General features: G+C 76.2%; 20 protein-coding genes and 1 riboswitch. Of the genes, 8 read left to right on the top strand and 12 right to left on the bottom strand.

Features of this window, described 5'->3' with window-relative positions; translation table 11 throughout:
- Nucleotides 1-77 precede the first annotated feature (77 nt).
- The gene (locus ACI79W_RS07075) at nucleotides 78-695 is read left to right on the top strand and encodes a hypothetical protein (RefSeq protein WP_456561371.1); all 618 of its coding nucleotides are present in this window, start codon (nucleotides 78-80) and stop codon (nucleotides 693-695) included.
- A gap of 342 nt (nucleotides 696-1037) precedes the next feature.
- Here the strand turns inward: ACI79W_RS07075 and ACI79W_RS07070 are convergent, their stop codons facing one another.
- The 3 genes from ACI79W_RS07070 to ACI79W_RS07060 form a co-directional block, all read right to left on the bottom strand.
- Nucleotides 1038-2102, bottom strand: coding sequence for a DUF3048 domain-containing protein (locus tag ACI79W_RS07070; protein ID WP_456561370.1), 1065 nt, complete (start codon nucleotides 2100-2102; stop codon nucleotides 1038-1040).
- A 128-nt stretch (nucleotides 2103-2230) separates the two neighbouring features.
- Complete coding sequence (locus ACI79W_RS07065; RefSeq protein WP_456561369.1) at nucleotides 2231-4441, bottom strand: SpoIIE family protein phosphatase; 2211 nt, start codon at nucleotides 4439-4441, stop codon at nucleotides 2231-2233.
- A 10-nt stretch (nucleotides 4442-4451) separates the two neighbouring features.
- Nucleotides 4452-4814: an STAS domain-containing protein gene (locus ACI79W_RS07060; RefSeq protein ID WP_456561368.1), complete on the bottom strand. Its 363-nt coding sequence runs from the start codon at nucleotides 4812-4814 to the stop codon at nucleotides 4452-4454.
- 72 nt (nucleotides 4815-4886) lie between these two features.
- Between ACI79W_RS07060 and ACI79W_RS07055 the strand changes: the two genes are divergently transcribed.
- Nucleotides 4887-5318: an ATP-binding protein gene (locus ACI79W_RS07055; protein WP_456561367.1), complete on the top strand. Its 432-nt coding sequence runs from the start codon at nucleotides 4887-4889 to the stop codon at nucleotides 5316-5318.
- Between the two features lie 18 nt (nucleotides 5319-5336).
- On the opposite strand, the gene ACI79W_RS07050 is transcribed toward ACI79W_RS07055, so the two are convergent.
- On the bottom strand, nucleotides 5337-5876 hold the full coding sequence (locus ACI79W_RS07050; protein WP_456561366.1) for a hypothetical protein: 540 nt from the start codon (nucleotides 5874-5876) through the stop codon (nucleotides 5337-5339).
- A gap of 127 nt (nucleotides 5877-6003) precedes the next feature.
- On the opposite strand from ACI79W_RS07050, the gene ilvA reads away from it, so the two are divergent.
- Nucleotides 6004-7290 carry a threonine ammonia-lyase IlvA gene (gene ilvA / locus ACI79W_RS07045; protein WP_456561365.1) on the top strand — a complete coding sequence of 429 codons (1287 nt, stop codon included), beginning with the start codon at nucleotides 6004-6006 and terminating at the stop codon, nucleotides 7288-7290.
- Nucleotides 7291-7434: 144 nt separating this feature from the next.
- On the opposite strand, the gene ACI79W_RS07040 is transcribed toward ilvA, so the two are convergent.
- Together ACI79W_RS07040 and ACI79W_RS07035 are read right to left on the bottom strand one after the other, a co-directional pair.
- Entirely contained in the window at nucleotides 7435-8082 is a 648-nt protein-coding gene (locus ACI79W_RS07040; RefSeq protein WP_456561364.1) for a response regulator, read from the bottom strand.
- Nucleotides 8079-9350: a sensor domain-containing protein gene (locus ACI79W_RS07035; protein ID WP_456561363.1), complete on the bottom strand. Its 1272-nt coding sequence runs from the start codon at nucleotides 9348-9350 to the stop codon at nucleotides 8079-8081. The genes ACI79W_RS07040 and ACI79W_RS07035 overlap by 4 nt, the downstream gene beginning before the upstream one ends.
- 171 nt (nucleotides 9351-9521) lie before the next feature.
- Between ACI79W_RS07035 and ACI79W_RS07030 the strand changes: the two genes are divergently transcribed.
- Genes ACI79W_RS07030 through ACI79W_RS07020 form a run of 3 tightly spaced genes read left to right on the top strand, consistent with a single transcriptional unit; the run spans nucleotide 9522 to nucleotide 11667 of the window.
- The gene (locus tag ACI79W_RS07030; protein WP_456561362.1) at nucleotides 9522-10460 is read left to right on the top strand and encodes an ABC transporter ATP-binding protein; all 939 of its coding nucleotides are present in this window, start codon (nucleotides 9522-9524) and stop codon (nucleotides 10458-10460) included.
- Entirely contained in the window at nucleotides 10457-11239 is a 783-nt protein-coding gene (locus ACI79W_RS07025) for a hypothetical protein (RefSeq protein ID WP_456561361.1), read from the top strand. Before ACI79W_RS07030 ends, ACI79W_RS07025 begins: the two co-directional genes overlap by 4 nt.
- Entirely contained in the window at nucleotides 11236-11667 is a 432-nt protein-coding gene (locus ACI79W_RS07020; RefSeq protein ID WP_456561360.1) for a TIGR02611 family protein, read from the top strand. The genes ACI79W_RS07025 and ACI79W_RS07020 overlap by 4 nt, the downstream gene beginning before the upstream one ends.
- Nucleotides 11668-11672: 5 nt before the next feature.
- Here ACI79W_RS07020 and ACI79W_RS07015 read toward each other — a convergent pair whose 3' ends face one another.
- The 6 genes from ACI79W_RS07015 to ACI79W_RS06990 form a co-directional block, all read right to left on the bottom strand.
- Nucleotides 11673-12629, bottom strand: a complete 957-nt coding sequence (locus ACI79W_RS07015) for a D-2-hydroxyacid dehydrogenase family protein (RefSeq protein WP_456561359.1) — start codon at nucleotides 12627-12629, stop codon at nucleotides 11673-11675.
- A 21-nt stretch (nucleotides 12630-12650) separates the two neighbouring features.
- Nucleotides 12651-12878 carry a hypothetical protein gene (locus ACI79W_RS07010; protein ID WP_456561358.1) on the bottom strand — a complete coding sequence of 76 codons (228 nt, stop codon included), beginning with the start codon at nucleotides 12876-12878 and terminating at the stop codon, nucleotides 12651-12653.
- A gap of 31 nt (nucleotides 12879-12909) precedes the next feature.
- Nucleotides 12910-13056, bottom strand: a complete 147-nt coding sequence (locus ACI79W_RS07005) for a hypothetical protein (protein ID WP_456561357.1) — start codon at nucleotides 13054-13056, stop codon at nucleotides 12910-12912.
- Nucleotides 13057-13119: 63 nt separating this feature from the next.
- The gene (locus ACI79W_RS07000) at nucleotides 13120-13839 is read right to left on the bottom strand and encodes a hypothetical protein (protein ID WP_456561532.1); all 720 of its coding nucleotides are present in this window, start codon (nucleotides 13837-13839) and stop codon (nucleotides 13120-13122) included.
- A gap of 14 nt (nucleotides 13840-13853) precedes the next feature.
- Nucleotides 13854-14015: a hypothetical protein gene (locus ACI79W_RS06995; protein ID WP_236830383.1), complete on the bottom strand. Its 162-nt coding sequence runs from the start codon at nucleotides 14013-14015 to the stop codon at nucleotides 13854-13856.
- A 96-nt stretch (nucleotides 14016-14111) separates the two neighbouring features.
- Nucleotides 14112-14861 (bottom strand): biotin carboxylase N-terminal domain-containing protein, encoded by a 750-nt coding sequence (locus ACI79W_RS06990; protein WP_456561356.1) that lies wholly within the window; start codon nucleotides 14859-14861, stop codon nucleotides 14112-14114.
- A gap of 423 nt (nucleotides 14862-15284) precedes the next feature.
- Here ACI79W_RS06990 and ACI79W_RS06985 point away from each other — a divergent pair, with 423 nt between their 5' ends.
- Both ACI79W_RS06985 and ACI79W_RS06980 read left to right on the top strand, forming a co-directional pair.
- Nucleotides 15285-15938: a helix-turn-helix transcriptional regulator gene (locus ACI79W_RS06985; protein WP_456561355.1), complete on the top strand. Its 654-nt coding sequence runs from the start codon at nucleotides 15285-15287 to the stop codon at nucleotides 15936-15938.
- 366 nt (nucleotides 15939-16304) lie between these two features.
- Nucleotides 16305-16461, top strand: a riboswitch (cyclic di-AMP (ydaO/yuaA leader).
- Nucleotides 16462-16477: 16 nt separating this feature from the next.
- The gene (locus ACI79W_RS06980) at nucleotides 16478-16999 is read left to right on the top strand and encodes a C40 family peptidase (RefSeq protein ID WP_456561354.1); all 522 of its coding nucleotides are present in this window, start codon (nucleotides 16478-16480) and stop codon (nucleotides 16997-16999) included.
- Nucleotides 17000-17031 lie beyond the last annotated feature (32 nt).

Genomic DNA, 17031 nt, shown 5'->3' with positions numbered 1-17031 from the left:
GGCGGCTCCGCGGCGAGGACAGTGGGGATCGCGGCGATGCCGCAGGGGCGTCGCCTGATCCGAGAGGAGTGGGTGGCATGTACGCCCGGTCCACCACCCTGAGCAACGTCCGCGACATGGACGACGGGATCGCCTACGTCCGGGACACCGTCATGCCGGCGGTCGAGGGGATGAGCGGTTGCGTCGGCCTCTCGATGATCTGCGACCGGCCCGGGGCCCGGTGCATCGTCACCACGGCGTGGGCCGACGACAGCGCCATGCACGCCAGCGCCGCGAGCGTCCGTGACATGCGCGACCACGCCGCGGAGATCTTCGGTGCGGTGGCCGAGGTGGACGAGTGGGAGATCGCGCTGCTGCACCGCCGCAGCGAGGCACCCGAGGGGGCGTGCACCCGGGTCACCTGGACCCGCGGTGATCCGGCGGGCACCGACCGATCGGTCGATGCGGTGCGGACGGCCGTGCTGCCACGCCTGGACGAGCTGCCGGGCTTCTGCAGCGTGAGCCTGCTGACCGATCGGCGGACCGGCCTCGGCGCGCTCGCCGCCACCTACGCCAGCCGGCACGACATGGAGGCCTCGGCCGAGACGGTGCGCAGCATGCGGGAGCAGATCACCCGGGAGCTCGGCATGGAGATCACCGCCATGGGCGAGTTCGACCTGGTGCTGGCCCACCTGCGGGTGCCCGAGACGGTGTGATCGCCGGCGCCCGGGAGGGTCCTGGCATCCGTCAGCGCCCCCGGGATGCTCTGCCTGTGAGTGCACGGGCATGCAGAGGCGAGCTCCCGCAGCAGACGCCGACGGGGCCGGGCTCCTCCCAGGCAGTAGCGGTCTGCCCCGCCGGAGTGGGCACAGCGCGAGCCGGGCACGCGTACACCCCGCCACGCAGTAGCGCTCTGCCCCGCCGGAGTGGGCACAGCGCGAGCCGGGCACGCGTACACCCCGCCACGCAGTAGCGCTCTGCCCCGCCGGAGTGGGCAGAGCGCTACTGCCCGCGGGTGGTCACCATGCCCCGCGCCGCCGCGGCCCACCAGACCGCGCTCAGCGCAGGGTGACCGCGCCCGTCCGCACCGGCACCAGCTCCACCCAGGTCGTACCGGGAGCGAGGAGCACCGGGTTGCCGTCCGGGCCGGTCAGGGCGACGGGGTCCGCCGCCGATCCCTTGGCCCAGGTGGCGGCGAGCGCCTTCCCGCCGGTCGCCACCAGCGCCTCTCCCCCGCCGACCATCACCGTCTCCGGCACCGGGTTGCCCGCCGGGTCGGTGGCGGAGGTGTTCACCACCTCGACCCGCATCACGACGACGTTGGTGGCCCGCAGGGGTGTGCCGTCGGCCTCGACCGCCGGGGTGCCGGCCTCGGCACGCACCCAGCGGCCGTCGGGCCGGCTCCACGTCCAGCTCGGCCGGCTGATGCCGGACAATTTCAGGTCGACCACCGCGGTCGGCGCGCCGGTGAGGACGGCGCTGGCGTGGGCGCCGTCCGCCGCCATCAGGAACTGGCCGGGCGGCGCGGCGCGGTGGGCGGCGTCGGCCTGCGCCAGCAGCGCGTGGGGGTCGGCGTGGACGTCGTGCGGCGCCGGCCGGCCGGCCACCCGGTGGAAGCCGACTGCCCCGCTGTCGCGGCTGACCACCTGCAGGCCCGCCGCGGCGACGGCGTCGACGTAGGGACGCTGACCGCCCGAGAACGCGAACACACCGCGCAGCGGGGCGGCGATCGCCGGGTCCATCGGCCGCACCGATCGGACAGGCCCGATCTCCCCCGGCACCGTGGAGTGGTAGACGGCGACGAACCGCGGGATGCCACCCTCGACGACCTGCTCCCACACCAGGTCGGCGGCGTTCAAGCCGGTCTGCGGGCGGGCGTCCACCGAGTTCTCGATCTTCACAGCCAGCGCCGGCCGCTCCGCGTAGGCGCCCGCACTGTCCAGACCGGTGAGCGGCCACAGCACCGGCGGGGGCGGCGGCGGGGGTGGGGCCGGCGTCGGCGTCGTCGTCGGTGCGGCGACCGGGGCGGCGGGCCCGGCGCACGCGGTCAGCACCACGGAGGCGACCACCGCGGCCGCCAGCCGACGGCCCCGACGGCGGGCGCGAACGGCGGTCGGCGGCACTGGCGGCTCCCCCGTCGGCGGTCCGACCGCCCGGCGGCGGCCGTCCGCGCGACACTAGGGCGCGGGCGTCCGCTGCCGCGCCGCGCCGCACCGCGACGGGTGCGATCGTGTCGCGGCCGTGACCCGCCTCAGGTACGCGCGAGCGCCAGCAGCGTGACGTCGTCGGTTCGCGGCGGGTCCAGGGCGGCGAGCACCGCGTCGGCCAGCGCCTGGGGGGCCACCGGACCACCGGCGACGGCGGCACGGAGGTCGTCCAGCCCGGCGCTGAGCCCACCTCGACCGCGCTCGACGAGCCCGTCGCTGACCAGCAGCAGGCGGTCGTCGCCGGCGAGGGTGAGGCGGGTCTCCCGGTACCCGGCTGAGTCCAGCAGGCCGAGCGCGGGGCCCCGTCCCCCGCGGAGGTACTCGGCGCCACCACCGGTGGCGTGCAGCACCGGCAGGTGCCCGGCGTTGGCGATCAGCACCTCACCGGTCGCCGGGTCGAGCTCGGCGACGACTGCGGTGGCGAGCTCGCCGGGCAGCAGCGCGCCGATGACCTCGTTGAGCCCGTCCAGCGCGGCGGCCGGCCCGACGGCGCGCAGCAGGTGGGCGCGCAGCGCGTGCCGCAGCTGCGCGGTGATCGCCGCGGCGGCCAGCCCGTGCCCGGCGACGTCACCCAGCACGATCGACACCCGTCCCCCGGGCAGCGGCACCAGGTCGTACCAGTCGCCGCCCACGACGTCGTCCGCGCTCGGCAGGTACCGGGCGGCCAGGTCGACGCCGGGCACCTCCGGCAGCTGCTCGAGCAGCGGGGTGCGCTGCAGGGCGGCGGCCAGCCGGTTGTCCTCCGTGGCCCGGTTCGCGGCGGTCTCGGTGAGCAGGCCGGCCAGGCTGCGCACCGCCTCCACCTCGTGGTCGAGCCACGGCTGCGACCGCTCCCGCACCGTCTCGCTCCACGCGTCGAACGACCGGCGCGGGCTCAGCCGCGGCCCGGCGTCGGTCTGCGCGGTCTTCGACGTGTACGGGTTGCCGCCCCAGGTGATCTCCCGCAGCGTCTCCGGCCGGAACCAGGCGAGGTAGTCGCCGCGGCCACCGGCCACCTCGGCGACCAGCACCCCGCTGGCGGTGGCCGCGAGGTCGGCCGCGGTCGGCACGACCCGGCTCACCGCATCGGTGGCGCGGACGCCGGCAGCCAGCAGGTCGCGCACCAGCGGGCCGACCCGGTCGGCGGGGGGCGTCGCCCCGAGCAGGTGCAGCTGGCCGCCGAGCCGCACGGCGACGCCGGCGGCCGGCAGCAGGTCCAGCGCGGTGACCTCCCCGTCGGTGAGCGCGGCGGCGAGGCTCCGCGGCGTGCGGCCGATGACCGCGGCGAGCTCGGCCCGGCGCTGCGCCACCTCCACGACGCCGTCCTGCTCGTTCGCGGCCACCTTGGTAGGTAGCAGCAGCGAGGCGGTGCGGCCGAGGAACTCCGCGGCGGTGCGGTCGGTGTAGGAGGGCCGGTGCGGGCCGGCGTAGTGGTGGCAGGCGATGAGGCCCCACAGCCGGCCGCGGTCGACCAGCGAGATGGACATGGAGGCCCGGACGCCCATGTTGGCCAGGTACTCCAGGTGCACCGGCGAGACGCTGCGCAGCATGGCACCGGAGAGGTCGAGGGGGCGCCCGCCGACCGTCTGCGGCTCCAGCGGCACCGGCCGGTAGCCGGCGTCGGGGATCAGCCGCATCCAGTTCGTCGCGTACAGCGCCCGCGCCTGGGCCGGGATGTCGCTGGCCGGGAACCAGAGACCGCGGAACGTTTCGAGGTCCGCGCGCCGGTCCTCGGCGATGACCTCGCCGTTCCACTCCGGGTCGAAGCGGTAGACCATCACCCGGTCGAAGCCGGTGAGTGCGCGCACGTCCCGGGCCAGCACGTCCGAGAGCTCGTCGAGCGTCGCGCTGGCAGACAGCCGCTGCAGCACGGTGGGCAGCCGGCGGTGCCAGGCGCTACCGGCCTCCTCCGCGCCCACGACCGGCTCCCACTCGGTGATCAGCAGGCCGTCGGCCCGGTGCACCACGAGGTCGACCTCCGTGCCGGCCACGCGCACCCGGAGCGGGTTCAGCTCGGCGAGGTCGCCGGCGAGTCCGGCCCGCAGGCGCTCGGCGTCCGCGGGGTCGAGCAGCTCGTCGAGGCCGCGGCCCGCGACCGTGCCCCCGAACAGGGGCGTGGCATTACCCGAGGCGACGACGACCGCGAGGCCGGGTTCGGTGACCGCCAGCAGGACCCCGTGCGGCTGAACCGCGCCGGGGACGGCGATCGGTTCGTCGGCGCAGCGGGCCAGCGCCTCGTCGTCGACGGGCGCCGGGCGGGCTGCGGAGCTCGTCACCGCAGCGACGTCACGTGGCGTCGCGGTTGACGGCGGGGCTGGAGACCTCGCCGGCGGAGTTCACGATCGGCACCACCGCGCCGAGGTCGAGCAGGTCGATCGGCAGCCGGACCGGGCGGTTGCTCCGCGGGGCCACCACGTGCAGCTCCGCACCCACGGCGGCGGCCTTGCGGGCGACGGCGATGAGGGTGCGGGCGCCGGAGGAGTCCAGGAAGGCCGTCGGCGTCAGGTCCACCACGATGCCCGCGGGACCGGTGCTGAGCAGGGCCTCGACGGCCTCCGCCAGCTGCGGGGCCGTCGCGAGGTCGAGCTCACCCCGTACGGTGACGGCCGGACGCCCGGCGACCGTCGTACGTTCCACGTCGAAGAGCACCGTTCACCTCCCTCAACGCGTCGTCTCCGGCGTCCGAGGGTAGGCCACCGGGCAGGAGGGGGCTGAGCGGCCGTGAACATCGACTTCAGCGTGCGCCTGCCGACCGACGCGCACAGCGTGCCGTTGGTGCGCGGGCTGCTGCGCCAGGCGCTGGAGCACCTGGTGGTGCAGCAGGCGGTGATCGACGAGATCGTGCTGGCGCTGACCGAGGCCTGCGCGAACGTCGTCGACCACGCCGCCGAGCACGAGGCCTACCAGGTCGACGCCTCCATCGACGACGACACGTGCCGGATCAGCGTCGTGGACGACGGTGAGGGGTTCGACCCGGCGACCGCCACGGATGCCTCGACCTCGGCCCTGGACGACCGCGGCCGGGGGCTGGTGCTCATGCGGGCGCTGGTCGACGAGTTGCAGTTCGTGCAGGACGACGACGGCCGGCACCGGGTTTCCTTCGAGAAGCGGCTGGTCACCCAGCCGCGCCTGCGGCTGCTCGACCCGCGCTGACCGCGCCGGGCCGACCGGTCAGCCCCGGACCGGGATCCTGTGCGGGGCCACCAGCTCTGCCAGCGCCTGCCCCCACCGGCGGGCCCGCTCCTCCTCGCCGTCGACCAGCGGGCCGGCGACGTCGGCGACGAGGAAGTGCTCGGCGGGTGCGGCCAGGGTGGCGCCCAGCCGGCGGAGCAGCTTCTCCTCGGTGCGGGCCGCGTGGTCCAGCGCGGTGACCAGCACCGGGTGGTCCATGCGGGTGTCGAAGGCCGCGGCCTGGATGCCGCGCGGCAGGCGGACGGCGTCCAGCCACTCGTGCAGACCGAAGGTGACGTCGGGGATCACCGCAGCGTGGTCCCGGACCGCGCCCTCCCGGGTGGCCGGGCGGGGCATGCCGAACGCGTGCCTCGGCCCGCCGACCACGAGCAGGCACACGTCGGCGGGCACCAGCATCGGGGCCTCGCGCGCGCAGGCGACGTCGACCTGCAGCCGGCTGCACAGCCCGTGGGCCACCGCCATGGCGACCCGCCTCGCGTCGCCGAACACCGACTCGTAGACGACCAGGGCTCCGGCCACCGACCTCACCGCCTCGCGCGCCGCCTCCAGGAGGGGACGCCGACCGTAGGCCCGCGGGCAACACCGTGGGGTACATCACGTACCGAACCGTGACCTGCCACGCCGGGCGCGGGGCGTGTCGTCGACGATGGGCGGTGTGAGCGGTACTCCTCGCGACGACGCGTCGCCCGACGACTTCTCCACCGCGGTGCGGGAGGCGGGACGCCGGCTCGCCGGGGTGGCCGAGCGGACGCCCCTGCAGCGCAACGCCCGCCTCTCCGGGCTCACCGGCGCCGACGTGTGGCTCAAGCGCGAGGACCTGCAGGTGGGCCGCTCCTACAAGATCCGCGGCGCCTACAACACGATCGCCGGGCTGGACGGCGCCGCCCGCGCGGCCGGGGTGGTCTGCGCCAGCGCCGGCAACCACGGGCAGGGGGTGGCCTACGCCTGCCGGGCGCTGCAGGTGCGCGGGCGGGTCTACGTCCCGGGGACGACGCCGCGGCAGAAGCGCGAGCGGATCGCCGCGCTGGGCGGCGACATGGTGACCCTCGTCGTCGTCGGCGACTCCTACGACGAGGCCGCCGCCGCGGCCGCGGACGACGCCGCCACGAGCGGGGCGACGCTGGTGCCGGCCTTCGACGCGCTGAGCACGGTGACCGGGCAGGCGACGGTGGCCGTGGAGGTGCTCGAGCAGCTGGGGTGCACGCCCGACGTCGTCGTCCTGCCCGTGGGCGGGGGCGGGCTGCTGGCCGGGTGCGGCACGTGGCTGCGCCGGCACTCCCCCGGCACCCGGCTGGTCGGGGTGGAGCCGGCCGGGGCGGCGGGCATGGCGGCGGCGGTGGCCGCCGGGGAGCCGGTGGAGCTCCCCGAGCTCGACACCTTCGTCGACGGCGCGGCCGTGCGGCGGGTGGGCGCGGTGACGCTCCCCCTGGTGCGCGACTCCGGGGCCGAGCTGCTGACCGTCCCCGAGGGGCAGATCTGCACCGAGATGCTCGACCTCTACCAGGCCGACGGGATCATCGCCGAGCCCGCGGGTGCGCTCTCGTCAGCGGCGGTCAGCGGCGGGCTGGTCGCGGTCGAGCCGGGGCAGACCGTCGTCTGCCTGCTCTCCGGGGGCAACAACGACGTCAGCCGGTACGCCGAGGTGATCGAGCGCTCGCTGGTGCACCGCGGCCTCAAGCACTACTTCCTCGTGGAGTTCCCGCAGGAGCCGGGCGCGCTGCGCCGCTTCCTCGACGAGGTGCTCGGCCCGGACGACGACATCGTGCTGTTCGAGTACGTGAAGCGGGACAACCGCGAGACCGGCGCGGCGCTCACCGGCATCGAGCTGGGCAGCGCCGACGGGCTGCCCGCGCTGCTGGCCCGGTGCGAGGCCAGCCCGCTGCGCATCCAGCTCGTGGCCCCGGGGACGACGGCGTACCGCTTCCTCGTCTAGCGCTCCGGGCCGGTGGCGACGGGCGGGTCCACCGGCACGTCCGGCCGCCCCGCGGAGGGTGGAGCCGCGTGCCCACGCGGCTCCTCCCCCGCCGCCCCGGGTCGACCCGCGCGCGGACACGGGGGCTGCTCCCAGTCGGCCGGGTCAGGCGGTCATGAAGCCGCTCTCGTAGGCGGCGATGACCGCCTGGGTGCGGTCCCGGGCACGCAGCTTGAGCAGCACGCTGCTGACGTGGGTCTTCACGGTCTCGCGGCTGAGGAACAGCTCGGTGGCGATCTCCGCGTTGGAGAGCCCGCCGGCGACCAGCCGCAGGACGTCGGCCTCACGGCCGGTCAGCTCGGGCAGGGCGGCGTCGCCCCGGGCGCGCGACGGCGCGTGCGAGGCGATCAGCCGGCGGGTGAGGTCGGGCAGCACCAGCGACGTGCCGCGGGCGACGACCCGGATCGCGTCGACGAGCTCGTCGGGGTCCGCCCGCTTCAGCGCGAACCCGCTCGCCCCGGCCTGCAGCGACCGGAACAGGTAGTCGTCGTCCTCGAAGGTGGTCAGCACCAGCACGCGCGGGCGCTCCGGGTCCCGTGCGACGAGTTCCCGGGTGGCGGCGATCCCGTCCATGTCGGGCATCCGCACGTCCATCAGGACGACGTCGGGATCCGTGCGCGCCGCCACGTCCAGCGCCTCGCGGCCGGTACCGGCGTCGCCCACGACGGTGAGGTCCGGCTCGCTCTCGAGGATCACCCGCAGCCCGGAGCGGACCAGCACGTCGTCGTCGACCAGCAGCAGCCGCAGCGTCACGCCGCCCCCGCCAGCGGCAGCGTGGCGCACAGCTCGAAGCCGCCGGTCGGCGTCGGCTCGGCGCGCAGGGTGCCGCCGGCCGCCGCGGTCCGTTCACGCAGGCCGGCCAGCCCGCGGCCGCCCCCGGGCCCCGGCCGGCTGTCCAGCTGCGAGGCGCGCTCGTTGCAGACCCGGACGACGAGCTCGTCGCCCTCGCGCACCACCTGGGCCACGGTCAGCGGGGTGCCGGCGTGCCGCAGCACGTTCGTCGTCCCCTCCTGCACGACCCGGTAGGCGAGCTCCTGCACGCCCGGGGGCACGTCGTCGACCTCGCCGTCGACCACGAGGGCGACCGGCAGGCCGCCGTCGCGCAGGCCGGCGAGGAGGTCGTCGAGGTCGGCGAGGGCGGGGGTGGCCAAGGCGGGGCCGGCGGGCGGGCCGTCCCCGTCGCGCAGCACCGTGAGCACCCGGTCGAGCTCGGCCAGCGCGGCGCGCGTGTTGGTCTCGATGTGCCCGAGCGCCTGGCGGGCGAAGTCGGGCTGCACCGGCCGGCCGTCGGCGGGGGTGAGCGTGCGGCGCGCGGCGGTGGCCTGCAGGAGGCTGGCGGTCAGCGAGTGCCCGATCGTGTCGTGCAGGTCGCGCGCCAGCCTGTTGCGGTCGGCGAGGCGGCGGCTGCTCTGCTGGAGGGCGGCGATCTGCTGCTCGGTCGCGGTCCCCAGCAGCCGCGGCGCCACGGCACCGGCCAGGCGCACCAGCAGGTCCAGCACGGCCAGGGTGAGGATGACGACCACGCCCATCAGCGCCAGCAGGGGCAGCGCGGTGATCGGGTTCCAGTCGGCGCCCCACCCCAGGTAGGCGAACGCGAGCCCGCCGAAGAACAGGGTGGCGAGCGTGGCCGCGCCCACGAGCACCCGCGCGCCCAGCCAGCCGAGCGCCCGCCAGGTGCCGGGCGACATCAGCAGCCGCCGGAGCTTCCGCGGCAGGCCGGGCTGCTCTCGCACCCGCTCGCCGACGGGGATGTCGATACCGAGCAGGTCGCGCACGAGCACCCGCTCCAGGCCGGCGAACCCGCGGGTCGCGGCCAGCACGAGCAGGACGAGCAGAACGCCGACGCCGTAGATCACCGCGAAGACCGAGCCGAACAGGGCGAGGTACAGGGCGAGGTAGAGGAGACCGAACGGCAGGCTCGCCACCGCGTAGAGGGCGCGTCCCGGCCAGCCCGGCCGGGCGGCGGCGAGCTGCTCGCGCAGCCGGGCGGTGATATCGGCCGCGGAGCGCGGGGACGTCATCGAGGGCACGGTCCGATCGTCGCCGACCGGCGCGCCCGGCGGTTCCCCCGCGGGCGTGCTCCACCGCTCCCCCGCGCGGGGGACCCGGGTCGGCGCCGCGGGGTGATCCGCCCGCACCCCCGCCCCCGGAACGCTCGCAGCCATGACTCCATCCTCGTTCCGGAGCCCGGCATGATCCAGGTCCGCGGCCTCACGAAGCAGTACGGCGCGGTGCGCGCCGTCGACGACCTCACCTTCGACGTCCGCCCCGGTGCGGTGACCGGCTTCCTCGGCCCCAACGGTGCGGGCAAGTCCACCACGATGCGCATGGTGCTGGGCCTGGACCGGCCGACCTCCGGGGAGGCGCTGGTGGCCGGCCGGCCGTTCCCCCGGCTCGGTGAGCCCCTGCGGGCGGCCGGCGCGCTGCTCGACGCCCAGGCGGTGCACCCGGGCCGCAGCGGCCGGGACCACCTGCGGGTGGCCGCCCGCACGCACGCCATCCCCGTCCGCCGGGTCGACGAGGTGATCGACCAGGTCGGGCTGGGCCCCGCGGCCCGGCGGCGGGTGAAGGGCTACTCGCTGGGCATGCGGCAGCGGCTCGGCATCGCCGGCGCGCTGCTCGGCGACCCCGCCGTCCTGCTGTTCGACGAGCCGATGAACGGGCTGGACCTCGACGGGGTCCGCTGGGTCCGCCGGCTGGTGCGCGAGCTGGCGGACGCGGGACGCACGGTGCTGCTGTCCAGCCACCTGATGAGCGAGATGGAGCAGACCGCCGACCACCTGGTCATCATCGGCCGCGGCCGGTTGATCGCCGACGCACCGATCGGTGAGGTCATGCGCGGGGAGCGCGCCGGCCGGAAGGTGGTCGTGCGGACGCCGTCGACCGACGACCTCGCCGGGGCGCTGCTGCGCCGTGGGCTGCGGGTCCACCCCACCGGCGACGGCGACCTGCTCGTGGAGGGCGCCTCCGCCGAGACCGTGGGGGACGTCGCGCTGGAGACCGGCGTGGCCGTGCACCGGCTGGCCGAGCAGCAGCACTCCCTGGAGGAGATCTACCTCGACCTCACCGGGGACAGCGTCCAGTACCGGGTGGCGGGCGCCCCCCAGCCGGCCGGGCAGGTGCAGGCATGACCGCCGCGACCGCGCGGGTGGCGGAACCGGCCACCGCGACCGTCCTCGCCCGCGCCGCCGGCGCCGAGTGGCTGCGGCTGCGCACCCTGCGGACGACGTGGTGGTGCCTGCTCGCGGCCGCGGTGGCGACCGTCGGCATCGGGACGCTCTCCGCCCTGGACGAGGCGGAGATGGCGGACGCCGTCGGCATCACGGCGGCCGCGACGGTCGCCGGCGAGTACGGGACGCTGGTCGGGCAGTTCGCGCTGCTGCTGGTGGTGCTGCTCGCGGTCACCTCCGAGTACGGCAGCGGGGCGATCGCGCCGACGCTGCAGTGGACCCCGCGCCGGGGCGTGCTGCTCGCCGCGCGGGTGGCCGTGCCGGTCGCCGTCGCCACCGCGGCCGGGGTGCTGCTCGCCCTCGTCGCCGACGTGCTCGCGAAGCTGCTGGCGCCGGACCTGGCGCTCTCCTCCGGGGAACTGGCCGGGAGCCTCGGCGGGATCGCCGGCGTGCTGCTCGCCGCGGGCGTGATGACCGCCGGGTTCGGCTTCCTCCTGCGCAGCACCGCCGGCGCGCTCGCCGCGGTGTTCCTGCTCCAGCTGGTGCTGCCGGCGCTGCTCCCCGCCTTCGGGACGTGGGCGGCCGGCGTCGGCGAGCTGCTGCCGGGTTCGGGCGCGGTCTGGGTCCTGCTCGACGCGCTGGACATCACCGCGGTGCACGCCACGGCGCTGCTCGCCGGGTGGGCCGCGGCGGCCCTGGCGGCCGGCGGCTGGTCGCTGCTGCGCCGGGACGCCGGGTGACGGGCGTGGGCGCCGGGCTCGGCCTGGGTCGCCCGCCGGTCCGCACGGGTGCGGACCGGCGGGCACCCCGCCGGGCGTGGCGGCGCCGGCTGGCCGCCGCTCCGCCGCTCGAGCAGGCGTACCGGGCGGGCGTCGCCGTGGTCGGCACCGTCGTCGTCCTGGTCGGTCTGGTGACCGTCCCGCTGCCCGGACCCGGCTGGCTCACCGTCCTGGCCGGGCTGGCCGTCCTCGCGTCGGAGTTCACCTGGGCCGAGCGCCTGCTGGCGGTCGCCCGCCGGCGGGTCGCCCGGTGGACCCGGTGGGTGGTCGCCCAGCGGCCGGCGGTCCGCCTGCTGCTGGCGCTGGGGACGGCCGTGCTGGCGGCGGGTGGCGTCCTGCTCGCCCTGGCCGTGGTCGGGGTCCCCGGGTGGCTGCCCGGCGGCCCGTGAGCCGGCTACCCGGGCTCGATGACCCGGACCGGGGTGCCGCGCATCCAGGCCGCGACGTCCTCCACCGACTCGCGGTAGAAGACCTCGTAGGTGCCGCGGGTGACGTAGCCGAGGTGCGGCGTGAGCACCGCCCGCCGCAGCTCCCGCAGCGGGTGGTCCCGGGGCAGCGGCTCGGCGTCGTACACGTCGAGCCCCGCACCGGCGATCGCGCCGCGGCGCAGCACGTCGACCAGCGCCGCCTCGTCGACGATCGGGCCGCGGCTGGTGTTGACCAGCACCGCGGTGTGCTTCATCAGCGCGAGGTCGTCGGCGCCGATCAGCCCGCGGGTGCGCTTGGACAGCAGCAGGTGGACGGTGACGACGTCGGAGGTCGCGAAGAGCTCGTCGCGCTCGACCCGGCGCGCCCCCGCCTCGGCGGCGCGCTCGTCGGTGAGGTTCTGGCTCCAGGCGACGACGTCCATGCCGAAGGCCTGCCCGATGCGGGCCACCTGCGCGCCGATCCGGCCCAGGCCGATGACGCCGAGCCGGGCGCCGTGCAGGTCGCCGCCGACCGTGGTCTGCCACCCGCCGGCGCGCACGGAGGCGTCCTCCTGCGGCAGGTGGCGGAGGGCGGCGAGCGCCAGCGCCCAGGTGAGCTCGACGGTCGAGGTGGCCGAGGAGGCGGTGCCGCAGACGGTGATGCCGAGCTCCGCGGCCGCGGCGACGTCGATGGACTTGTTGCGCATGCCGGTGGTCACCAGCAGCCGCAGGCCGGGCAGCCGCTCGAGGACGGCGCGGTCGAACCGGCTGCGCTCGCGCATGGCCAGGACCACGTCGAAGCCGCGCAGCCGCGCGACGAGCGCGTCCGGGCCGGCGGCGGTGTCGTGGAACTCGACGACCTCCGCCGGCCCGGGCAGCAGCGACCAGTCGCAGTACCCGGCGGCGGCGGACTGGTAGTCGTCCAGGACGGCGATGCGGTGCACGCCCGAAGGTCTACCGGATGCTCAGCCCTGCGGCCCGGTGGCGTCGGACATGCCGGCCGGCTTGTCGCCGTCGTCACCGGCGGGCACCCGCGTGACGTCGTCGGACATGCCGCCCTGCGCCGCCCGCGGCGACTGCTCCGGCGCGGCGCCGACCTCGCCCTCCTCCGGCGTCTCGCCGGGCAGGCCCTGCTCGGCGGACGGGTCGTTGGTACCGCCGTACGGGCGGCCGGTCATGGATCCCTCGGTCATCGCTGCTCCTCTGCGAACGCGCCCACGCGGGTCAGCGCGGCTTGGTGCCGCTGCCCTTGCCCTTGTTGGAGAAGTTGGAGATCGCGTCCTTGATCTTCTGCTGGTTCTGCGGCTTCCGGGCCTCGTCGACGGCCTTCTTGGCCAGTCCGCTCTTGGCCAGCTTGCTCATGATTCCCATGCGGGGGTGGGTGCCCGTTCCGGTCGCGTCCATGCGTCGGCGGCCCGCACTGTCACGGCGGCGTCATCCGGCGGGCCGCGCCTCCTCGTCGGCGTCCGCGCCGGCGCCGGGGTCGCGGGCGAGCAGGTAGGTGGCGACGCCGAGGACGAGCCCGGCGACCCCGGACAGCACGACGATCGCCGGGGCGCCGACGTCGCCGAGGACGGCGGTGAGCAGGTCGCGGGAGCGGGAGGTCGGGTCGGCGAGGACCACCCCGACGAAGACGGCGACCAGCACCCCGGCCCCGGCGGCGGCGACGTGCGCGAGCCGCCCGTTGAACCCCATGCGGTCGCTGACGCTGCGGGCGGCCCTGACGATGCGGCCGGCGCGGAGGATGCGCAGGGCGCCGACGGTGCGGACGAGGCGGAGGACCTGCACCGGGCCGAGCGCGAACACCACGGCGACGACGACCGCGGCGGTGAGCGCGAGCAGCCCGAGGTGGCCGCGGATCCAGGCGCGCTTGTCCTCGGCGACGACCAGCAGGATGACGGTCTCGGCGACGAGGACGAGACCGCTGACGACGTCGACGACGTGCCCGGCGGTGCCCAGCGTCCCCTCGGCGACGGTGAGGAACATGGCCGGGATCGAGGCCAGCGCCGCGACGAGGACCGGCAGGGCGAGCCGCTCCTGCCAGCGCTCCTCACGGGTCTTCGCCGGAGCGCCGTGGGCGGACCCCGGAACGGGAGCGACCCCCGGCCGCGAGACGGGTGCCTCGGGACCGGGGGTCGCTCCGCGGCTCCGCACGGTGCGGGGCGGGGTCAGCGGACGGCGCCGCGACCCTTGCCGCTGCCGGCGCCACCGCTCTTGTTCTGGAAGTCCGCGATGAACTTCTTGATCTTCGCCTGGTTCTGCGGCTTCTTGGCCTCCTGGAAGATCTTGGCCGCCACACCGGACGCGATGAGCTTCCGCATCATTCCCATGTCTGCCTCCTCGTCGTCGCACCGGCTGCCGCCGGCGCAGTGCTCGTCGTCCTCCGTGCCCCGCCGCGCGGCCCGTCAACCACCCGAGCGGGTGGTTCACCAGGTGTCGACGTGCGGGCGAACCCGCCCCGCCGGCCGCGGCGTGGCGGCGACTTCGCGGGTGAGCGTGGCGATCCAGCGGCGCGTGTCGGCCGGGTCGATGACGTCGTCGATCTCCCAGTGGGCGGCGACGTTGAGCCCGCGGCCCTTCTCGTAGGCGGCGGCGACGGCGGCCTCGTAGGCGGCCTGCCGCTCGGCGTCGTCCTCGATGGCGGCGAGCTCCCGGCGCATGCCGAGCCGGACCGCACCCTCCAGGCCCATCGGCCCGAACTCGCTGGTGGGCCAGCCGACGGTGAACCGCGGCACCTTGGTGCTACCGCCGGCCATGGCTTGCGCGCCCAGGCCGTAGGCCTTGCGGAGGACGACCGTCCCGATCGGCACCGAGAGGTTGGCGCCGATGAGCGCCTTGTCACCCAGGACGGCGAGGTCTTCGGGGGCCGGCCCCACGACGGTGACGCCGGCGTCCGCGCAGGCCCGGGTCAGGTCGGGGGTCTCGGAGAGGAAGCCGTAACCGGGGTGCACGAAGGCGCAGTCGGTGGCGAGCGCGGCCTCGACGATCGCCGCGGGGTCGAGATAGGCCGCCGGCCCGCTCCCGAGGAGGACGTGCGCCTCGTCGGCGGCGGCGACGTGCGGTGCGTCGGGCTCGTCGGCGGCGGTGACGGCGACCGAGGCCCATCCCTCGGCGGCGGCGGCGCGGGCGATGCGGACGGCGATCTCGCCGCGGTTGGCGATCAGCAGGCGGGCCACCCGGCGATGCTGCCATGCAGCCCGTCGGTGCTGTGGTGGCGGTGACCGTGGGCAGGCCCCTGTCGCGGACCCGCCGGGGGCGACTGCTGCCCCGGCCGGAGCGGGAGAGGTTGCTCGAGGACAGTCGCCCTCTGCCCCGCGGGCGTGGGCAGAGACCCAAGCGCCCGACCCCCACACCCACCCGCGGCACAGTCGCCCTCTGCCCCGCGGGCGTGGGCAGGGACCCAAGCGCCCGACCCCCACACCCACCCGCGGCACAGTCGCCCTCTGCCCCGCGGGCGTGGGCAGGGACCCAAGCGCCCGACCCCCACACCCACCCCCGGCACAGTCGCCCTCTGCCCCGCGGATGTGGGCACAGAGCGACTGTCCACAGAAGGGCACATGGGGTCGCTCCTCACCGCGCCCGGCGGACACGCTCGGCGAGTGCGGGACGACGGGGTTGCACGGGACTTCGATCTCTGCGGACTGCTGCGGCGGATCCGCCGCCGGGCCGACCTCTCCCAGCGGGAGCTGGCGGAGCGGCTGGGCCTCTCGAAGTCCACCGTGGCCGCCGTGGAGGCCGGTGCCCGCGGCGTGGACGCCCGGCTGCTCGCAGCAGCCGCGGAGCTGGCCGGTCTCCGGCTCGGCCTGCTCGACGAGGCGGGTCACCGGGTGGAGCGCATGGCACCGGGCACCGTCCGCGACAGGGCCGGCCGGCGGTTCCCCGCCCACCTGGACACGATGCTCAGCGAGGAGCGCGCGTGGCGGTGGGAGCACCGGCCCGGGCGACCGCGACCGACGTACACCTTCGACCGGCGGAGTCCCTGGGAGGACGCAGCCGACCGCGCCCGCGGCCGCCCGGACGACCACCTCGTCTCCCAGCCTGGCGACGCGCCGGAGGAGCGCGCCGCGGCCCGGCGGGCCGCCGCCGCGCGACGGCGGCAGGAGGAGCGGCAGCGGCGCTTCGAGTCCGGGGCCTTCCGGCACCTCGACGACGGCTGGACGTGCACGTGCCCGCCGGCGTGCGACGACCTCGACGACGGCAACGGCCGGCCGGCGCACGCCGCGGAGTGCCCGTGCGGCTGCGACGTCGGCTGAACGCCGGGACCGCGGCGCCACGCCGGGCTGCGCGCCGCGGCCCCGCCTCGCCGATCCACGTCGGCCGGCACCCCGCTCCAGCTCCTGGCTACGGCGCCGCTCGATTCGTGCACGCAGCGTTGAGCCACGCCGTCGACAGGAGAAGTACCCGGCCGACAGCAGTGCGTGACGGGATGCCGGTCCAGCGCTCCGGCGGCCGGCGCAACCCCGGTGGTCGGCTGGCGAGTCGCGGTCGGCGCGACGGGCCGGGCAGCACCCGGGAGCGCCGGCGGGCGGCGTGTCGGTCGCGTTGTGACCTTTCCGTGACCGACCTAGCGTTCCCCGCGGTCCGGCCGGGACCCGCCGTCACCACCCCCGGTGACACCCGGACGGACACCGCCGAACCGGGCGCCGGCACCCGCCGTCGTCCGGACCGGGGACCCACCGCAGTCCTGGGGTGAAGCGCCACCGGCCAGTCCGGGGCGCCGGGCGCGTTCCCCGCCCGAACCCGTCAGCTCACCCGGTAGGCGGTCACGGAGAACAAGGAGAAGCCGTCGTCCATGACGACCACTCGCACGTCCACGAACCGTCGTTCCGTCCGCGGGGCCGCCCTCGCCCTGCTCACCGGTGCCGGCATCGCCCTCACCCCGTTCGCCGCCACCGCCTCCACCGGTGACGGCGGGGGCGGCGGTACCGGCACCGTCGTCACCAGCACCGTCGTCGCCCCCAACCACGCCGCGCAGGTCGCCGTCGACACGGCCCTGGCCCAGCAGGGCAAGCCCTACGTCTGGGGCGGCACCGGCCCGGGCGGCTACGACTGCTCGGGCCTGACGTGGTCGGCCTACCAGGCGGCGGGCGTGGAGATCCCGCGGACCTCGCGCGCCCAGTCGACCGCCGGGGTCTACGTCGACCGCGCGAACCTGCAGCCCGGCGACCTGATCTTCTTCTACGACCCGGTGGGCCACGTCGGCATGTACATCGGCGACGGCCTGATGGTCCACTCCTCGACCTACGGCAACCCCGTCGCGGTCGTGCCCGTGGACTCCATGTGGGGCTACAACACCGCGCGTCGCATCGTCTGACGGCTCGGTTCCCCGGCCGTGCCCGCACGGCC

This window comes from Blastococcus sp. SYSU DS0533 (assembly GCF_054050775.1).
This window is presented reverse-complemented; position numbering and strand designations above follow the sequence as displayed.

Excerpts from the sequence above, each read along its gene's own strand:
- ACI79W_RS07075 (WP_456561371.1), top strand. The coding sequence starts at position 78 with ATGTACGCCCGGTCCACCACCCTGAGCAACGTCCGCGACATGGACGAC.
- ilvA (WP_456561365.1), top strand. The coding sequence starts at position 6,004 with ATGGGCGGTGTGAGCGGTACTCCTCGCGACGACGCGTCGCCCGACGAC.
- ACI79W_RS07035 (WP_456561363.1), bottom strand. The coding sequence starts at position 9,350 with ATGACGTCCCCGCGCTCCGCGGCCGATATCACCGCCCGGCTGCGCGAG.
- ACI79W_RS07030 (WP_456561362.1), top strand. The coding sequence starts at position 9,522 with ATGATCCAGGTCCGCGGCCTCACGAAGCAGTACGGCGCGGTGCGCGCC.
- ACI79W_RS07025 (WP_456561361.1), top strand. The coding sequence starts at position 10,457 with ATGACCGCCGCGACCGCGCGGGTGGCGGAACCGGCCACCGCGACCGTC.
- ACI79W_RS07010 (WP_456561358.1), bottom strand. The coding sequence starts at position 12,878 with ATGACCGAGGGATCCATGACCGGCCGCCCGTACGGCGGTACCAACGAC.
- ACI79W_RS07005 (WP_456561357.1), bottom strand. The coding sequence starts at position 13,056 with ATGGGAATCATGAGCAAGCTGGCCAAGAGCGGACTGGCCAAGAAGGCC.
- ACI79W_RS06995 (WP_236830383.1), bottom strand. The coding sequence starts at position 14,015 with ATGGGAATGATGCGGAAGCTCATCGCGTCCGGTGTGGCGGCCAAGATC.
- ACI79W_RS06980 (WP_456561354.1), top strand. The coding sequence starts at position 16,478 with ATGACGACCACTCGCACGTCCACGAACCGTCGTTCCGTCCGCGGGGCC.